Consider the following 16,639-nt stretch of genomic DNA (forward strand, 5'->3'; position numbering starts at 1 on the left):
GTAGACTACCCGGGTGGATCTGCTCATCTCGTCTCAGCCCGTCGGGCGTCTGGAGGTCGTCGGCGTTCTCCTCGCCGGCGTGAGATAGCCCTGCCTCTCTTCCCGTGATCCTGCGCGCCCTCTTCGCGCGCTCCCGCTCGCATTCGTGCGCCTTGCCGCGCCGCCGCTTCCCGTTCGGAGGCCCTGCGAGCCCCATCGCACCGGACCCGGCCACGCCTCGGCGTCCCGCGGTCCGCAGAACAGACAGGACCTCCATCCATGCTTCCCCTGAACGAGCAGCAGCTCCGCTCCTCCTTCGTCAACGCCTCCCAGCGCGAGCGCAAGGAGCTCACCCTCCCCGACCTGGCGAACACGCGCTGGGACGACCTCGACTACCTCGGCTGGCGCGACCGCAAGAACCCGAACCTGGGCGCTGTGGTCGCTGAGGTCGACGGCGAACTCGTCGGCGTCCTGCTGCGGAAGGCCGACGGCGGCGTCCGCAGCCGGCCGCAGTGCTCGTGGTGCGAGGACGTGCACCTGCCCAACGAGGTCGTCTTCTTCATCGCGAAGCGCGCGGGCGCGGCGGGCCGCAACGGCAACACGCTGGGCACCCTCGTCTGCGCCGGCTTCGAGTGCTCGGCGAACGTCCGCAAGCGGCCGCCGCTCGCCTACGTCGGCTTCGACGTGGAGGCCGCCCGCCTCCAGCGGATGGACGCACTGCGGGAGCACGTCACGACGTTCCTCCGCCGCGTCGCCGAGGGCTGACGCGCGGAGGCCGCGGCCTCGCGAACGCCCGTCAGTGCTGTGGAAGCGTGATGGCGCCGGTGTTCGTGAGGCCGTCGGCCTCGGCGACGCCGAGGTCGGTCTCCGGAAGGGTGCGCTCGATGTGATCGCGGAGCGAGCTCATAGGGTGGTTCCTATCGTGCTGTGGGGGTGACCGGGAAATCTTCCGCCATTCAACCTGAGAAGACGCAGAGCGCCCGGGATTGAATGGCGGTATCGTCGCGGCATGTGCCGGAACATCCGCTGCCTCCACAACTTCGAGCCGCCCACGACGGACGATGAGGTCAGGGAGGCCGCCCTCCAGTTCGTCCGCAAGGTCAGCGGCTCGACGCGCCCCTCCCGAGCGAACGCCGCCGCGTTCGACCAGGCGATCGACGAGGTCGCAGAGGCCACCCGCCGCATGCTCGATCAGCTCGTCACCAACGCGCCGCCGAAGACCCGCGAGACAGAAGCGCTCAAGGGGCGGGCGCGGCACGAGAAGCGGATGGAGCGCGAGGTGCGGATCCGGACGGCGGTCGGGTGACGGCTCCGGAGCCGACTGCTCACTCCGCCGGCGGCACCCCTCCGGCACCAGCCACACGAACCCGTGCCCGGCGAGCGCTACGCCCTCCCGGAGGTCGTGGCCTTCACCGGTCACCAGATCCGTCCACAGCGCAGCCCGTCCGGCGAGCGCCCACGCCTCGACGCGCTCCGGGTAGTCGCCGAAGTTCGCCAGCACAAGGAGCGGACGCTCTTCCTCCCCGGGCCGGAGATACCCGAGGACCCGCGGATTCCCGGTGTCCAGCGCGACGAGCTCGCCGCCGCCGAACTGGCTGTTGCGCCGGCGGAGCTCGATGAGCCATCGCATCCGCGCGAAGAGGCCGCCGGCCGGCGTCGTCGCATCCGTCCGCTCCTCATACAGCCGCGACGGATGCGCCGGCCTGCCGACCCACCGGGAGTCGTCCGCGCGCCCCTCGACCTCGAGCTGCCCGTAATCGTTGAGCTGGCCGACCTCGTCGCCCAGGTAGATCAGCGGGATGCCACCTGTCGACAGTGCCAGGGAGTACGCGAGCAGCACCCGGCCCGGTCCGCCCGCGTCGCTCGACTCGCAGCCGGCCAGCGAGGCGGTCGTCCCGGCGACCCGGCTGTCGCCCGTCTTCGGGTTGTACTGGAACGCGACGCCCCGCGCGAAGCTGCCCTCGAAGCGGCCGGTGTAGTAGTCGTTGAGAAAGCGGCGGTGGAGGTACGGGTCGATGCCGAACCGGACGGCGTCCTCGTCCGCGAACGTCCAGCCGATATCGTCATGGCTCCGCACGTAGTTGACCCAGGCGGTCCCGGCCGGCGTCCGGTGGCGGTCGGCCAGCGCGCTCTGGAGCAACCGCACGTCGCGGGTCGCCATCGCCTCCCAGGTCAGGGCCATCTGCAGCGGGTTGTAGCTGAGCTGGCACTCGTCCGGGCGCACGTACGACAGCACGTCGTCCGGGTGCACGATGGCCTCCGAGAGGAAGACCATCGCCGGCGCGGCGATGCGGCAGACGGCGTTGAAGGCCTGCAGCAGCAGGTGCGCCTGGGGGAGGTTCTCGCTGGAGGTGCCGAGCTGCTTCCAGATGAAGGGGACGGCGTCCATCCGCAGCACCTCCACTCCGAGATTGGCGAGGAAGAGCATCTCACCCGCCATCGCCCGGAACACGGCCGGGTTGGAGTAGTTGAGGTCCCATTGGAACGAGTGGAACGACGCCCAGACCCAGGTGCCGTCCGCGAGCTGCACGAAGGACCCCGGGTGATCGTCCGGGAAGATCTCCCGCGTCGTCTCCTCGAACCGGTCCGGCTGCTCGCGCGAGTCGAACATCCAGTAGAAGCCCCGGTAGACCGGGTCGCCCGCGGCCGCACGCCGCGCCCACTCGTGGTCGCTCGCGGTGTGGTTGAAGACGAAGTCGACGGCGAGCGAGATGCCGTTCGCGCGCAGCGCCTCCCCCAGCGCCCGGAGGTCGTCGATGGTGCCGAGCCGCGGGTTCAGGTCCCGGTAGCTGGAGACCGCGTAGCCGCCGTCCGAGTTGCCCTCCGGAGTGCGGAACGGCGGCATCACGTGCAGGTAGTTCAGGCCGAGTTCCCGGAAGTAGGGGATCCGCTCCGGGAGGCCCGAGACGCCGCCCGCGTAGAGGTCGGCGTAGCAGACGCCGCCGAGCATCGCGTTGGACTGGAACCAGTCCGGCCGCTCCGAGCGCCGGCGATCGAGGTCCTTGAGCGCGGCGGAGCGTTCCCGCCAGGACGTGTCAACGAGCTCCAGGGTGCTCGCGAGCGCCGCCGACAGTCCCGGATGGCCGCCGTAGATCGCGCCGAGGAGGCGGCGCAGGCGCTCCCCTCCACCGCGAGCCTGCGCTCGAAATCGCGACGTTCGCCCTCGATCGTGCTGCTTCCGATGCTCACGTGACCCACCGTAGGGCGCGGCATCCGATCGACCAAGAGATTTTCGGCGCGCGACGGCGCGCGGTGAAGGGGGCGCTCCGGCCTCAGACCGTGCGCGGCGCCTTGGCCGCGTTGGCCTCCAGCTCCTCGCGGTTCTGCCGCACCACATAGGCGGGACGATCGCGCTCCACGCGCCAGCTCTCCGAGAGCGGGCCGAGGTTGACCGTGTCGAAGCCGAACTCGTCGTAGATCGAGGTCACCAGCGCCGCGGCGTCCTCGTAGTCGCTCGCCGTGGCGAGGGCGCGACGGTTCTCGGTGCCCGCCGGCGACCCAGTGGTCGCGATGTCCCGCGCACCGATGTGGTTGAAGCCCTTGGCCACGCGCGACTCCGGGAGGTGCGCCTGCAGGAGTCCCGAGGTGGTCGCGGTCCCGTCGTCGAGCTCGGCGATGTGGCCGTCCCGCTCGAAGTAGTAGTTGTTCGTGTCGATCACGACCTTGCCTGCCAGCGGCTCGACGGGGATGTCCCGATAGCTGCGCAGCGGGACGGTCACCACCACGAAATCGCCCGCCGCTCCGGCTTCCGCCGCCGTCGCCGCCGTGGCCGACGGGCCCAGCTCGGCGACCAGCTCCGCGAGCGTCTCCGGCCCGCGCGAGTTCGCGATCGTGACCGTGTAGCCGTGCTGGATGAAAGTGCGGGCGAGTGCCTGGCCGATGTGGCCTGCTCCGATGATTCCTACGTTCGTCATGCTGGGTGCAACAGAAGCGGCCCGGGAGAATTCCACGAGGCATACGCTGTCGCCATGCACCGCGCGACGCGGGGATCCGCAGGCCGCACGCGCGCCCGCCTCGGAGCGGCCGCGCTGGGCGGCCTGCTGCTGCTCGCGGGATGCGCCGCCTCCGGGACCCCGTCGCCGACGGCCTCCCGCGCGTCGGGCACGCCGTCGCCCTCCCGCCCGACGCCGTCGGGATCGTCGACGCCGGTCGCCGTGCCGCTGCCCGGCGTCACGTCCTGGTCCTCGTACCACGCCGGTCCTGCGCGCACCGGGGCGGTCGCCGCCGGGGCATCGCTCGCCTCGCTCACCCGCGCCTGGTCGGCCGACCTCGGCAGCGCGGTGTTCGGCCAGCCCGTCGTCGCGGGCGGCCGGGTGATCGCGGCGACCGAGACGAACCGGGTGGTCGCGCTCGACCCCGCCGGCGGGAAGGTCGTCTGGTCGGCCTCCCTGGGCGCACCGCTGACGGACGTCGGCTCGGTCGCCGGCTGCGGGGACATCGACCCGCTCGGCGTCACCAGCACGCCTGCCGTGGACGCCGCCACCGGGACCCTGTACGTCGTGGGCGAGGTGAGCACCGGCGGAGGCGCGGTTCATCACCAGCTCGAGGGCTTCAGCGTCGCCACGGGGCAGCTGGTGCTCTCCGAGAACGTCGACCCGCCGCTCCCCTCCGGCGAGGACCCGGTCCACCTCCTCCAGCGGGCGTCACTCGCTGTGGCGAACGGCCGCGTCTACATCGCCTACGGCGGCAACTACGGCGACTGCGGCGCGTACCACGGCTGGGTCGTCGCGGTGAACGAGACGGGCGCGCCCGGCCTCGTATCCTTCGAGGCGGCAGCGGATGGCCAGGGCGGCGCGATCTGGCAGGGCGGCGGCGCGCCCGCGGTCGACGCGGCCGGCGACCTGTACGTGTCGACAGGCAACTCCAACCCCGACCCGCCGGGCAGCGGGCCCGACCCCATCCAGTACGCGGAGAGCGTGCTCAAGCTGTCGCCCGACCTGAAGCCGCTCGCCGCGTTCACGGACCAGGGCGCGGGCGGCGACGACGACCTGGGGACGGGCAACCCGGTGCTACTCCCCGGAGGCCTCCTGTTCGTCGCCGGGAAGACCGATGTCGGTTTCCTCCTGCGCCAGTCGGACCTGTCCGAGGCGGCGAGCATCAGCGGGATCTGCGGCAGCGACCCCGACGGCGGCGCAGCGTACGACCAGACGACGAACCGGCTCTTCGTCCCGTGCAGCGGAGGGGGCATCCAGACTGTGGACCTGACCGCCGGTCAGCGTGGCCGGCGCCTCCCGGGCGCGAACGGGGCCCCGATCATCGTCGGAGGGACGGTGTGGGCGGTCCAATACCCGGGCGGGACGGTCAGCCAGTTCGACGCGGCGAGCGGCGCAGTGATGCAGCAGCGGCCTGTGGGCGACTCGGTGCCGCACTTCGTGAGCCCGAGCACAGGGCTCGGGATGCTACTGGTGGGGACGGACTCGGGGGTGGTCGCGTTCCGCGGGGGCGGGTGAGTGTCGCGTCGGCGGGAGCGGGCGGCCACATCGACCGGTCACAGATCACCGAACCCGAACGACGAACCGTCCGGCTCTTCCGAGAACGGCCCGTCGCTCGTTTCCTCATCGACGAGTTCGATCCGGACCGCTGTGCTGGCCGTGATGAAGATCTCGCTGACTCCGGTGGGAGAGAGGAATGGCACGAACGCGCCACCAGCGCGCGCGGCTGCGACGATCGCGGCCTTGCTGGTCCGCACGTCCTCGATCGGTCGGTAGAGGATTCTGTCGATCCTGAAGAGTACGAGCACGCCGCGCCGCCTCTCCTTGTGGATGTACGGAACGGTACGCGTTCCGCGCTCGATTACCAGCACTTGCGTGGGCCGCGGCCCGTGCACCTCGAACCTTTCGGCTTCCTTTTCGGGTTCGCCGTGTAGGGTGGTCGGAGGCCGACCGGAGGATTCGTCCTCTGCGTCGGGCGTGATCACGCGTTTCCGATCGTGTGACCGAGACGGTCCCGCATCAGAAACCGGTCCTTCCCATCCGGGTGTCGCGTGCGGGGCCGCCTTCCAGAACTCCTACCAGGCGCGCAGAATCCACTTACCACCGACTCCGATCTTCTCGTCCGCAGCAACGTCGCCCGCGGCATCATCCCCGCCTCCTCCGAGGCGAAAGGACTCACCATCATCAGCACTTCGCGGCCCCCGGCCGCACTCACCTGGCGCCAAGCCGACGACACCGTCTGGGTCGCGACCGCCGACGACGAGTACGGCGGCATCGCCGAGCTCCGCGACGGGCGATTCCGGGTGCTCGACAGCCGTTCCCGCGCCGTCGGGACAGCGCCCACGCTCGCCGAGGCGGAGACCCTCCTCCGGCGCACCCCACCGCACCGCGTCCGCCGCGGCGCCCACCACCGTCCGCGCCGATTCGGGCGCGGCGACCGGAGCCGTCCTCACGGCTCCCGAAGAATAATGAAGGAAGAAAAGATGCCCACTGGCACCGTCAAATGGTTCAACTCGGAAAAGGGCTACGGCTTCATTGCCCCGGATGACGGCAGCGCCGACGTCTTCGCCCACTACAGCGAGATCGCCTCCAACGGCGGCTACCGCAACCTCGACGAGAACCAGAAGGTCGAATACGACCTCGCACAGGGCCCCAAGGGTCCCCAGGCCGCGAACATCCGCCAGGCCTGATCTGGTGCGGTGCCCGGTCGCGAGACCGGGCACCGTTTCCACAGCGGGGCACCGACGAACACTCAGCCTGCGCGCCTACGCTTGCGGTATCTCGGGCGTTCGCCCACACCCTCGGCTGGGAAGTCGTCCTGACACAGCGGAGGAAAGCATGACCGCATCCACTCTCGGGCCGGTCCTGAAGACCAGGCCACGCTCGGAGACGCGCGCTCCGGTCACCAGCACCTACAACGAGCTGCTCGGGCGGGTCCGCAGCGAAGGCCTCCTCGAACGCCGGCGCGGCTTCTACATCACGATGTTCGCCGTGCTGACGGTCGGACTGCTCGGCGCGGCCGCCGGTTTCGTGCTGCTCGGCGACTCCTGGTTCCAGCTCCTCATCGCAGCCGCGCTGGGGCTGATCTTCACCCAGTTCGCGTTCCTGGGCCACGAGGCGTCCCACCGCCAGGTGTTCGCCTCCGGTCCCACCAACGACCGGGCCGGCCGGCTCATCGCGACCTGGCTGGTCGGCATGAGCTACCAGTGGTGGATGACGAAGCACACCCGCCACCACGCCAACCCGAACACCGAAGGCAAAGACCCCGACATCGCCTTCGACACGATCTCGTTCACGGTGGAGGACGCCGCCCGGCAGCGGGGGCTGCTCGCCGCGATCACCCGCCGGCAGGGCTACCTGTTCTTCCCGCTGCTCCTGCTGGAGGGAGTCAACCTCCACATCACCTCGATCCGGTCGCTGCTCGCACGCGGGCCGGTGGAGCGCCGTCGCAGCGAACTGGTCGCCATCGGGCTGCGGCTCTCGATCTACGTCACGATCGTGTTCCTGATGCTGCCGGTCGGGATGGCTTTCGCGTTCCTCGGTGTCCAGCTCGCCGTGTTCGGCGTGTACATGGGCGCCTCCTTCGCGCCCAACCACAAGGGCATGCCGCTGCTGCCCGCCGGAGCCCGCGTGGACTTCCTGAACAAGCAAGTGCTGACCTCCCGCAACATCCGCGGCGGCTGGACGATGAGCGTCTTCATGGGCGGCCTCAACCACCAGATCGAGCACCACCTCTTCCCGAGCATGCCCCGGCCGCACCTGCGCCGAGCCCGCGAACTGGTCCGGGAGCACTGCGCGGCCCACGACATCCCCTACACGGAGACGGGCCTCGTGAACTCGTACCGGATCGTCATCCGCTACCTCAACCGGGTCGGGCTCGCCGCCCGCGACCCGTTCGAGTGCCCCGCTGCGCAGCGCTACCGCAGGGCGTGAACGGGCCGGCTCCCAGCCGGGCCGCCTGTCAAGGGGCTACGCGCCTGTTCTATGAGAGGACGCTGAAGGAGTGGAAGTCCCGGTTTACGCAGTAGTGGTCCCGCACGAGATCACCCCGAGGTGCTCGGCGTCTTCTTCGAACTCGCCGAAGCGGAGGCCGCGGCCGAGGAGGCCGAGCAGTTCGCGATCGTCGATCGCGCCATCCTGCACGCCTGACAATCGGCTCCGTCCGGGTCGCTTTCCCAGGTCGCAGGGGACAGACTGGAAAGACACCCTCCGGTTGACGTGAAGCCTCGATTGGCAACCGATTCTTTGCCCCCTTCCGGACATACCAAGGAGGGCAACATCATGGGCTACCTCAGCTACGAGAACCACGAGTACCAGTTCGAAGACCGAACTCTCGCACATCTTCACATCGTCATCGTCAACAAACTGCGCCACGGCCAGAGCTTCGCCATGTCGTGGAAAGATGCGGACGCGGTGGGCGGCGGACGGACCAGCATCTGGCTGCACCCGTCCAGCAACCTGCGCTTCCACTTCGACGGCTCCCGCTCGCCGGCCCTCAACCGGGACTGGCTGGCCCAGCTCGCGGACTCCGCGGAGAGTTCGCGCGGGCTGGTCATCGAAGCGGAGGAACGCACGCCGTTGCGGGCGCTGGCGACGGCGTGAGTTCAGCCACGGCGTGCCGCGCACGAACCTGACGTGTGGCGCTGGAGGACGGCGACGCACCCGACTTCCTCAGACGGCCGTTCCCAGCGCCTTCGCCTTCAGCGCCTCGAATTCCGCCGGAGTGATGGCGCCGCTGTCGAGCAGCTTCTTGCCCTGTTCGATCTCGGTCGCCGCAGACGCACCGCCACCGCCCGACACCGACCGGATGTAGTCGGCGTTGGCCGCCTGCGCTTGCATCGCACGCTCCGTCGACCGCTGCGCCATCCTCCCACCGCGAGCGATCAGGTAGATGAACGCGGCGAGGAAGGGCACGAGCACCAGGAAGATGCACCACAGTGCTTTCGCCCACCCGTTCAGTTCAGGGTCGCGGAACACATCGATGATGACCCGGATGAAGATCGAGATGCAGACGATCACGAGGTAGAACCAGAAGGACCAGACAAGGAAATCCCAGAAAGTCATGGCGCAACTCCATTCCCTCCGCCTAGCGACGATCGCTCTGCGTGGCCAGAAGTTACGACCTCGAATGTCCGCTCGGCAACCCCCGTTGGTCGGGGGTCGACGCGATCAGGGCGGTGAGCTGGCGGCGCACATCGTCCAGAATGTTCTCGTTGTCGCGTTCGTCCGCGCTGGTGGCCATGGCGAGGAAGAGGATCGCCGAGACGATGTGGGCAAGGACAGCGGCCTCCTCGGGGACGACACCGGCTGTGCGGGCGATCGTCGCGGCCATGACCTCCTCGGTCCGGGCTGCGATGTCGAGCGCCGTGGCATGATGCGGCTCCGCGGGGTCGCCGAAGACCATCTCGCGGAGGTACGTGCGCCCGTTCTCCACCTGCGTTCGGTTGCAGTGGATGATCGGCCCCGCGATCGCAAGGAGGGCGGTCACCGGGTCGTCCAGCGTCTCGGCCGCGTCCCGACCATCCTGCAGCGCGTCAGCGTAGAGCGCGTTCTGCACCATCAGCAACAGCTCGCCCTTGGTACGCGCGTAGAAGAAGAGCGTGCCCGCGCCGATGTCCGCGGCCGCGGCCACCTCCTGGGTCGTGACGTCGTCGACGCCGCGCTCTGCGAAGAGCCGGCCCGCCGCGGCGATGATCCGGTCGAGCTTCTCCTGTTTGTTGCGCTCTCGCCGACCGGGGACGGCGGGGGTGGCGGTCATTTCATCCCTTCTCTGGACGGCAGGTGATCACCATAACCCGCCGGGCCCCGGTCGTTCACTCTCGCAGGAACGCGGCCGCCAGCGCGGCGAACTCCTCGTGGTACTGGAAGATGCCCCCGTGTCCGGAGTCGGGGTAGATGACGAGCTGCGAACCCGCGATCCTGCGGTGGAGGTCCTGGGACAGGATCGACGGGACCATCCGGTCGTTGTCTCCGTTGGCGATGAGGGTGGGCTGCGTGATCGCGGAGAGGTCGGACGGCTTCGAACGGCCGAACCTCCGGATCGCGAACAACTGGGTATTGAACGCCGTGAGCGCGATGTCCGTGTCGCGGTCGGCCGTCCGTTCCGTGAGGCGGGCGAGGAACGACCTCGCGGCCCGTCTTCCCGTCTCGTTGCGGTTGAAGAAGAGGAACTCCTTGGGGTCGGTGCGGCGCACCGCGGCCCGGACGACGTCCAGGTAGGTGGTGAGCACCACCTTGTCCATGTCTTTGCCGCCACGGGGTCCGGTGCCGGTGAGGACGAGCCGGCGGACGAGCTCCGGATGCTTCAGCACGAGGTCCTGCGCGATCATGCCGCCCATCGAGAACGAGACGACGTCGATCGTGTCCAGTCCGAGCGCACGGATGAAGGTGTAGGCGTCATCCGCCGCCTCTTCGATGGTCCGGGGCACGATTCCGGTCGATGCGCCCACCCCTCGCTGGTCGAAGGTGATGACGCGACGTTCGCGGGCGATGGCGTCCACGATCCGCGGGTCCCAGTTGTCGAGCGTGCCTGCCAGGTGGACGAAGAAGACGACGGGGATGCCGCCCTCCGGTCCCAATTCGCGGTACGCGTAGGTGCCTCCGCCCGCGGTGACGCGGCGGGTCGGGGCTTCGGCGTACGAGGTGATGGTCGGCTTCGGTGTGGTCATGAAGCTTCCGTTCGGTGCCGTTTCTGTGTCGTTCGGCTGGGGATGCGCCCGGGGTCAGCGGCGGGTGGCGGCGAAGGGGATGGAGGCGACGACCTTGCCGCGGACGCCGCTCGTGCCGAGGCCGGCGAGCGCCTCCGGGATCTCGTCGAAGGAGACCACGCGGCCGACGATCGGCCGGATCGCACCGGACTCGACGAGTGCCGAGATCTGGCGCAGCTGATCGCCGCTGGCGGACATCCAGAGGAAGGAGTAGTCCACGCCCGCCGTGCGGGCGGCGCGGCGCACGTTGCGGCTGATCGCCGCGATGCCCACACGCAGCACCGGGTTGAGCCGGAGCTGACGGGCGAACGCCGGGTCGGGCGGCCCCGCGATGCCGATCGCCCGACCGCCGGGGCCCAGGATCCGCAGCGACTTCATCAGGTTCTCGCCGCCGACGCTGTCGAGGACGACGTCGTAGCCGGCGAGCTGCTGCTCGAAGTCGTCTGACCGGTAGTCGATGACGACGTCGGCGCCGAGCGACGCCACGAACTCGGCGTTCGCGGCGCCGGCTGTGGTGGCGACCGTGGCCCCGAGGTGCTTGGCGAGCTGGATCGCGATGGAGCCCACTCCCCCGGCTCCGGCGTGGATGAGCACCTTCTGCCCCGGCCGCACGTCCGCCCGCACGACGAGCGCCTGCCACGCGGTCAACGCCACCAGAGGCAGGGACGCGGCTTCGGCCATCGTGAGCGCGGCGGGGACGGGGGCCAGGTCGCTCTCGTCGGCGGCGATGCGTTCGGCGAAGGTCCCGATCCGCCCGTCGCGCACGCGCCCGTACACCGAGTCGCCCGGCTGGGAGGTCCGCACCTCCGATCCGACCTCGAGGACCGTGCCGGCCACATCGTGCCCCAGCACTGCCGGAAGGGCGAGCGGCACGAGCTGCCTGAATTCGCCCGCGCGAAGCTTCTCGTCGAGCTGGTTCAGGCCGGCGGCCTGAACGCCGACAAGGACGTCGCGCGGACCCAGGACCGGCTCGGGGAACTCGCCGACGACGACCGGCTTCGTGTAGGACGTGAGGACGACGGCTTTCATGGAATCCCTCTTTTTCGAGTGTGCTCTATTTTGAGCATACTCAATAAAAGAAGCCGACGTCCGCGTTTATTCCGCGACGCGCTGTCGCCCACGCTCCTCGCGGCTCCGCGCTGAACGAGAGCGGCTCGACCGCTTCACATTCGCGTCATCCCGCCCGCGCTATGCGCCCACGACGAGGAATGCAGGGACGGAGCGATTTGAACCCACCGGACGCATGTTCGCCGGCCGCGATTTCTCTGAAGGATCGCATTACCGGCGAGAGTTTTCACCGGCGAGCATTCGATCCCCCGTGTCTACCTGTCCGTTATCGATCAGCCACCGCAACGCCTGGGCAACTGCCTGGAGGCTGGTGTGCTGCGGCTCATAGCCGAGCACGCGCCGAGCCTGGTCGATGGAGGCTGACGGGCTCCGTGAGATGTGCTCCCAGGTGGTGGCGGCGTTCTCCGGCCCGACGAGTTCGGCGAAGCGGTCGAAGGGCTCGAAACGCAGGCGGGGCTCAGCGCCGAACCAGCCGGCCACGGCAGTGGCGAAGCCTCGGAGGGTGAGCGCTCGATCGGACACTACATGGAATCCCTGGCCCACGGCCTCCGGGCTCGTCAGCGCCAGCTCGAACGCTTGCGCGACATCATCGGCGTGGACGTGGTGCACCGTCTCCAGTCCGAAGTTGGGCAGGGCGAGCTCCTCACCGGTCGCGAGCTTGCGCCAGACGTCGAGATCGAGGTTGCCCGCGGGGTTGATCATGTTCCAGCCGGGGCCGGTGATGTGCCCGGGGTGGAGCACGATGCAGGGCACGCCGTCGGGACGGGCCGACTCGGCGAGGAGGAGACGCTCGATTGCGTCCTTGCCGATCCCGTAGTCTCCGAACGGCTCGCGCGCCTCCTGCTCGGCGACGGGTACGTACGTCGCCGGGCCGTGGATCCAGATCGTGCCGCAGCTGACGAGAAGCTTCACGCGGCCGCGCAGGCCGTCGACCAGCTTCTGCGCGGACTCCGGCGTGAAGCACACCATGTCGATCACGGCGTCTGCGCCCAGTGCGGCCACGCTCTCGGCGAAGGTGCCGTCGCGGTCGCCGGCGTCTCGGTCCAGGTGGACCCTCTCGACGGCGTCCCACGCGGGGTCGGAGTGGTACGGCTCGCTGTGCCCCCGGTTGACGGCGACCACCTCGTGCCCGGCATGGACGAGCCGAGGGACGAGGAAGCTTCCGACGTGCCCGGTGGCTCCAATGACTACTACGCGCATGGCATCCACACTCTCATCGTCGCCGGGCCCCGGTTCGCGCGATGGTGGTACGGGATGAGCGAAACCTCGAATGGCTCCGACAGCTCGGGTCGATTGACATCCTCAGTGTATGGCCAGGCGGTCTCGCCGAAGGCCGCCATGCGGGCTGTGATCACCGGCCTGCCGCCACGAACGCGCGGGGCGTCGCGGAGATCGATGCGCAGTCCCTCGACGTCCGCCCCTTCGGGGAGGTCGACCGACTCGGCGCAGAGCACGAGCGGTCCCGCCTCCACCGCTGCGCTCCCCGGACCGCGTCGACGCGCGGGTCCGCGAAGGTCAGGCGCGGCGAGACGTCGAGCCGGAGCTGGACGGTGTCGCCCACCGCGAAACGCCGGCGCACCCGCGCGGTGCCGGGCACGACGGCGCGCTCCTCGCCGTCGACGACGAGGGTCGCGCCCTCGTGCGCCCATCCGGGAACGCGTACGGCGAGCTCCCACTCGGCGTCGACCGTCTCGGTAACGGTGACGGTGACGGCGCCGTCGTCGGGGTAGGCGGTCTCGACGCTCACCGTGACGTGGCCGTCGCCCACATCTCCGCCGATGGACCCGGTCACGAACTGGTGCAGCTGGAGGCCGTCCGCCGAGGTCGTGGCGACATAGGCCCCCATGGACGAGAATGTGCGGGCGACGTTGGTCGGGCAACACGACACGTCGAACCACGGCGCCCGGAGACTCGACGAGGCCCGGGGGCTCTGCGCGTCGGCCGCCGGCGTCGCGCCGGGGACGCGCTGGTAGAGGGTGTTCGTGTAGAAGAAGGAGGTGCCCTCCACGCCGGGCGAGCCCGCAACCACGTTGTAGAGGGTCCGCTCGATCGCGTCGGCGTACCGCGACTCGCCCGTCGCCAGAAGCAGCCGGAAGTTGACCATAACCGAACCGACGCCCGCGCACGTCTCCGAGTAGGCGCGGTCCGGCGGCAGCTCGAAGTCGAGGCCGAACGACTCGCCCTCGTGATGCGCGCCCATGCCACCCGTCACGTACGTGCGCCGAGCCGTGGTGTTCGCCACCTGCGTCTGGAGAGCGCCGAACAGGTCGGAGTCCCCGGTCTCGACGGCGACGTCGACACCGCCGGCGGCCAGGTACAGCGCCCGGACCGCATGACCGGCCATGACCTCGGTCTCGCGAAGCGGGGTGTCGTCCTGGAAGTACTGGCGACCGAACTCGATGTCCGCCAGCGTCCGGCGCCCGCGGCGCTCAAGGAAGAGCCGCGCCTGCTCGAGGTACTTCGCCTCCCCGGTGTAGCGGGCGAGTTCGGCAAGCGCCACCTCGATCTCGGGATGCCCGCAGACGCCCGGGATGCCGTCCGGCCCGAAGGCCTCACAGACATGGTCGGCCGCGCGGCGCGCGATCTCGACGAACTCGTCCGGGCCGGTCGTCCGGCCGCGGGCGATCGCGGCCTGGATGAGGTGGCCGTAGCAGTAGAGCTCGTGGCCCCACTCGAGGTCGGTGTACCGCGGCGCCTGGCCGGGGCGGCCGAAGTGCGTGTTGAGGTAGCCGTCCGCCTCCTGTACGGGGGCGATCCGGTCGACGATCGCGCGGAACCGCGCATCCATCGCCTCGTCGCCCGTTCGGCCGATCTCCCACGCCATTGCCTCGAGAAGCTTGTAGACGTCGGAGTCGGCGAACTCGCGTCCGGTGCGCGCCTCCGGCAGCCTGCCTTCGCGGGCAGCGTCGAAGTTGGCGACCCAGCCGGCTCGCTCGATCCAGTACTCGCAGTGCTCGATCATTGCCTGGTGGTTGAGCTCCTGCCGGTCGCCCCAGAAGCCGCCGCGGATGCGCACGTCCTGGATGCCCAGCGGGCGCAGTACTCCCACGGTGGGCGCGACGGGCCGCCCGTGGTCGAGGTTGAGTGAGGTGTCGGTCACAGGGCTGTCTCCAGTCATTTCACCGCGCCGAGGGTGAGGCCCTCGCGCAGGAGTCGGTAGGTGCCGGCGAAGAGCACCAGGATCGGGATGGAAGTGAGTACGGCCAGCGCCATCAGGCCCGGCCAGTTGATGCCGAAGGCCGAGACCTGCTGCGCGAGCAGAGCGCTCAGCGGGTACTTGCCCGGCGTGAGCAGGAAGTTCACCGCGTAGAGGAACTCGCCCCACGACAGCAGGAAGACCAGCGTGGCCGCCGTGGCGACGCCGTTGCGCGCCACCGGCAGGACGATCGAGCGGAAGGTGCGCCAGGTGGAGGCGCCGTCGATCGCCGAGGCCTCCTCGAGCGCCTCGGGGACGGCCCGGAAGAACGGCCGCAGCAACAGCACTGCGAACGGGATGAGCAGTGCCGTGTCGGCGAGGATCACTCCGAGCGTCGAGTCGAGCAGTCCCCAGCTGCCGAAGATCTGGAACAGCGGGATGACGTTCGCCGTCTGCGGGACCATCTGCAGGACGATCAGGAGCGCCAGGCAGATGGTTGTGATCCGGCCCCCGACCCGCGCCAGGCCGTAGCCGGCCGGGATCGCGACGAGCAGCGTCAGGATGGTGGTGCCGGCCGCGATGAGGAACGACTGGCCGAGGGCCTCGTATAGGCCGCCGGACTGTAGAACGCTCGCGTACGCGGCAAGGGTCGGCCGGAAGAAGAAGGTGGCCTTGCCCGAGAGGACGTCGCCCGGGTCCTTCAGCGACGTGAGGACGATCCACAGCACGGGGACGCCGTAGATCACGAAAAGCAGCGCGCGCGACAGCACCGCGACGGGGCTGCGCCGGCGGGTCGAGCGCCGCGGCGAAGCCGTACGGGCCGCCGGAGCCGCCGCGGCGCGGGGGTGCGGGGCGCGGGAGTGCGTGGTGGTCATCAGTCCAGCTCCTCCTTGCGCACGCTACGCGCATAGACGACGGCGAGCACGATCACGAACAAGACCGCGATGATCGCGGTCGACGACCCGAGGCCGAAGTCGTAACGGACGAACGCCTGCAGGTAGCCGAGGAACGGCAGGGTGTTGGTGGCCTTGCCGGGGCCGCCGTAGGTCATCACGTAGATGAAGTCGAAGCTCCGGAATGCGTAGACGATTGTCAGCACCGCGAGCACGAGTGTCGTCGGCCGGACCGCCGCCATCATGATGTGACGGATCTCCTGCCACGGGGTGGCGCCGTCGAGCTGCGCGGCCTCGTACACCTCCTCCGGGATTCCCAAGATGGAGGCGCGGTAGACCAGCGCGTTGAAGGGGATGATCGCCCACGAGTTCACCAGCGCCACCGACAGCAGGGCGAACCGGGTGTCGTACAGGAACGGGAACGAGGAGGCGCCGAACAGGTGCAGCACCGAGTTGAACAGTCCGTTGTCGCCGAGCAGGAACTTCCACACGCTGCCGTTGACGACGGGCGGGAGTGCCCAGACGAAGACCATGAGTCCGAGGAGGATGGCGGACCCCTTCGTGTTCGCCCGGAGCGCGACCGCCGCGGCGAACCCGCTGGCCAGTCCCAGGGCGGTCACGATCACGACGAAGACCAGCGTGTTCAGGAGGGCCGCGGGCGTGTCGCCCTGCTGCCAACTCTTGGCGAAGTTGGCGAGGCCGACGAAGGCCCAGTCGGTGTTGAGCGTCGCCGAGGTGACGGCGCTCACGCTCATCCGGACGAGCTGGATCAGCGGGTAGGCCGCGAGCACCGCCAGCACGCCGGCGGCAGGGAGCACGTAGAGGAGGCGCCCGTCGAGCGTGCGCCTCCTCCGTCGTGCGATCGGCGCCGGCGACGAGCTCAGGCGGGTGGTGCGGCGGGGCGATTGTTGTGCCGTTGTCATC

The 16,639-nt window shown here is 69.6% G+C and carries 17 protein-coding genes; 5 read left to right on the forward strand and 12 right to left on the reverse strand.

Annotated features, from left to right (window positions below):
• Window positions 1-258: 258 nt before the first annotated feature.
• Window positions 259-744, forward strand: coding sequence for an FBP domain-containing protein (locus tag ACR5MH_RS13430; protein WP_431347657.1), 486 nt, complete (start codon window positions 259-261; stop codon window positions 742-744).
• Window positions 745-775: 31 nt separating this feature from the next.
• On the opposite strand, the gene ACR5MH_RS13435 is transcribed toward ACR5MH_RS13430, so the two are convergent.
• Window positions 776-2,929, reverse strand: coding sequence for an alpha-amylase family glycosyl hydrolase (locus tag ACR5MH_RS13435; RefSeq protein ID WP_433861843.1), 2,154 nt, complete (start codon window positions 2,927-2,929; stop codon window positions 776-778).
• A 322-nt stretch (window positions 2,930-3,251) separates the two neighbouring features.
• Entirely contained in the window at window positions 3,252-3,893 is a 642-nt protein-coding gene (locus ACR5MH_RS13440; RefSeq protein ID WP_431347658.1) for an NADPH-dependent F420 reductase, read from the reverse strand.
• 54 nt (window positions 3,894-3,947) lie between these two features.
• Between ACR5MH_RS13440 and ACR5MH_RS13445 the strand changes: the two genes are divergently transcribed.
• Window positions 3,948-5,429, forward strand: a complete 1,482-nt coding sequence (locus tag ACR5MH_RS13445) for a PQQ-binding-like beta-propeller repeat protein (RefSeq protein WP_431347659.1) — start codon at window positions 3,948-3,950, stop codon at window positions 5,427-5,429.
• Between the two features lie 38 nt (window positions 5,430-5,467).
• Here the strand turns inward: ACR5MH_RS13445 and ACR5MH_RS13450 are convergent, their stop codons facing one another.
• A complete protein-coding gene (locus ACR5MH_RS13450; RefSeq protein WP_431347660.1) occupies window positions 5,468-5,896 on the reverse strand; it encodes a hypothetical protein in 429 nt (142 codons plus the stop codon).
• A 498-nt stretch (window positions 5,897-6,394) separates the two neighbouring features.
• On the opposite strand from ACR5MH_RS13450, the gene ACR5MH_RS13455 reads away from it, so the two are divergent.
• The 3 genes from ACR5MH_RS13455 (at window position 6,395) to ACR5MH_RS13465 (ending at window position 8,513) form a co-directional block, all read left to right on the forward strand.
• The gene (locus tag ACR5MH_RS13455; RefSeq protein WP_369961448.1) at window positions 6,395-6,601 is read left to right on the forward strand and encodes a cold-shock protein; all 207 of its coding nucleotides are present in this window, start codon (window positions 6,395-6,397) and stop codon (window positions 6,599-6,601) included.
• A 148-nt stretch (window positions 6,602-6,749) separates the two neighbouring features.
• On the forward strand, window positions 6,750-7,844 hold the full coding sequence (locus ACR5MH_RS13460; RefSeq protein WP_433861844.1) for a fatty acid desaturase family protein: 1,095 nt from the start codon (window positions 6,750-6,752) through the stop codon (window positions 7,842-7,844).
• A 348-nt stretch (window positions 7,845-8,192) separates the two neighbouring features.
• Window positions 8,193-8,513, forward strand: a complete 321-nt coding sequence (locus ACR5MH_RS13465) for a hypothetical protein (protein ID WP_433861845.1) — start codon at window positions 8,193-8,195, stop codon at window positions 8,511-8,513.
• Window positions 8,514-8,582: 69 nt separating this feature from the next.
• Here the strand turns inward: ACR5MH_RS13465 and ACR5MH_RS13470 are convergent, their stop codons facing one another.
• From ACR5MH_RS13470 to ACR5MH_RS13510, 9 genes are all read right to left on the reverse strand, one after another.
• A complete protein-coding gene (locus ACR5MH_RS13470) occupies window positions 8,583-8,975 on the reverse strand; it encodes an SHOCT domain-containing protein (RefSeq protein WP_433861846.1) in 393 nt (130 codons plus the stop codon).
• Window positions 8,976-9,027: 52 nt separating this feature from the next.
• A complete protein-coding gene (locus ACR5MH_RS13475) occupies window positions 9,028-9,669 on the reverse strand; it encodes a TetR/AcrR family transcriptional regulator (RefSeq protein WP_433861847.1) in 642 nt (213 codons plus the stop codon).
• 55 nt (window positions 9,670-9,724) lie between these two features.
• Entirely contained in the window at window positions 9,725-10,579 is an 855-nt protein-coding gene (locus ACR5MH_RS13480; RefSeq protein ID WP_431347664.1) for an alpha/beta fold hydrolase, read from the reverse strand.
• Between the two features lie 54 nt (window positions 10,580-10,633).
• Window positions 10,634-11,647 (reverse strand): NADP-dependent oxidoreductase, encoded by a 1,014-nt coding sequence (locus ACR5MH_RS13485; protein ID WP_431347665.1) that lies wholly within the window; start codon window positions 11,645-11,647, stop codon window positions 10,634-10,636.
• Between the two features lie 249 nt (window positions 11,648-11,896).
• Window positions 11,897-12,886, reverse strand: coding sequence for an NAD-dependent epimerase/dehydratase family protein (locus tag ACR5MH_RS13490; RefSeq protein WP_431349417.1), 990 nt, complete (start codon window positions 12,884-12,886; stop codon window positions 11,897-11,899).
• Window positions 12,877-13,140, reverse strand: coding sequence for a hypothetical protein (locus ACR5MH_RS13495; RefSeq protein ID WP_433861848.1), 264 nt, complete (start codon window positions 13,138-13,140; stop codon window positions 12,877-12,879). The genes ACR5MH_RS13490 and ACR5MH_RS13495 overlap by 10 nt, the downstream gene beginning before the upstream one ends.
• Window positions 13,038-14,786 (reverse strand): glycoside hydrolase family 127 protein, encoded by a 1,749-nt coding sequence (locus ACR5MH_RS13500; RefSeq protein WP_433861849.1) that lies wholly within the window; start codon window positions 14,784-14,786, stop codon window positions 13,038-13,040. Before ACR5MH_RS13500 ends, ACR5MH_RS13495 begins: the two co-directional genes overlap by 103 nt.
• 14 nt (window positions 14,787-14,800) lie before the next feature.
• Window positions 14,801-15,697: a carbohydrate ABC transporter permease gene (locus ACR5MH_RS13505; RefSeq protein ID WP_431347667.1), complete on the reverse strand. Its 897-nt coding sequence runs from the start codon at window positions 15,695-15,697 to the stop codon at window positions 14,801-14,803.
• Window positions 15,697-16,638, reverse strand: a complete 942-nt coding sequence (locus ACR5MH_RS13510) for a carbohydrate ABC transporter permease (RefSeq protein WP_431347668.1) — start codon at window positions 16,636-16,638, stop codon at window positions 15,697-15,699. The genes ACR5MH_RS13505 and ACR5MH_RS13510 overlap by 1 nt, the downstream gene beginning before the upstream one ends.
• Window position 16,639: the final 1 nt, after the last annotated feature.

The organism is Streptomyces sp. L7 (assembly GCF_050990935.1).
Classification (GTDB): Bacteria; Actinomycetota; Actinomycetes; order Actinomycetales; family Microbacteriaceae; genus Leifsonia.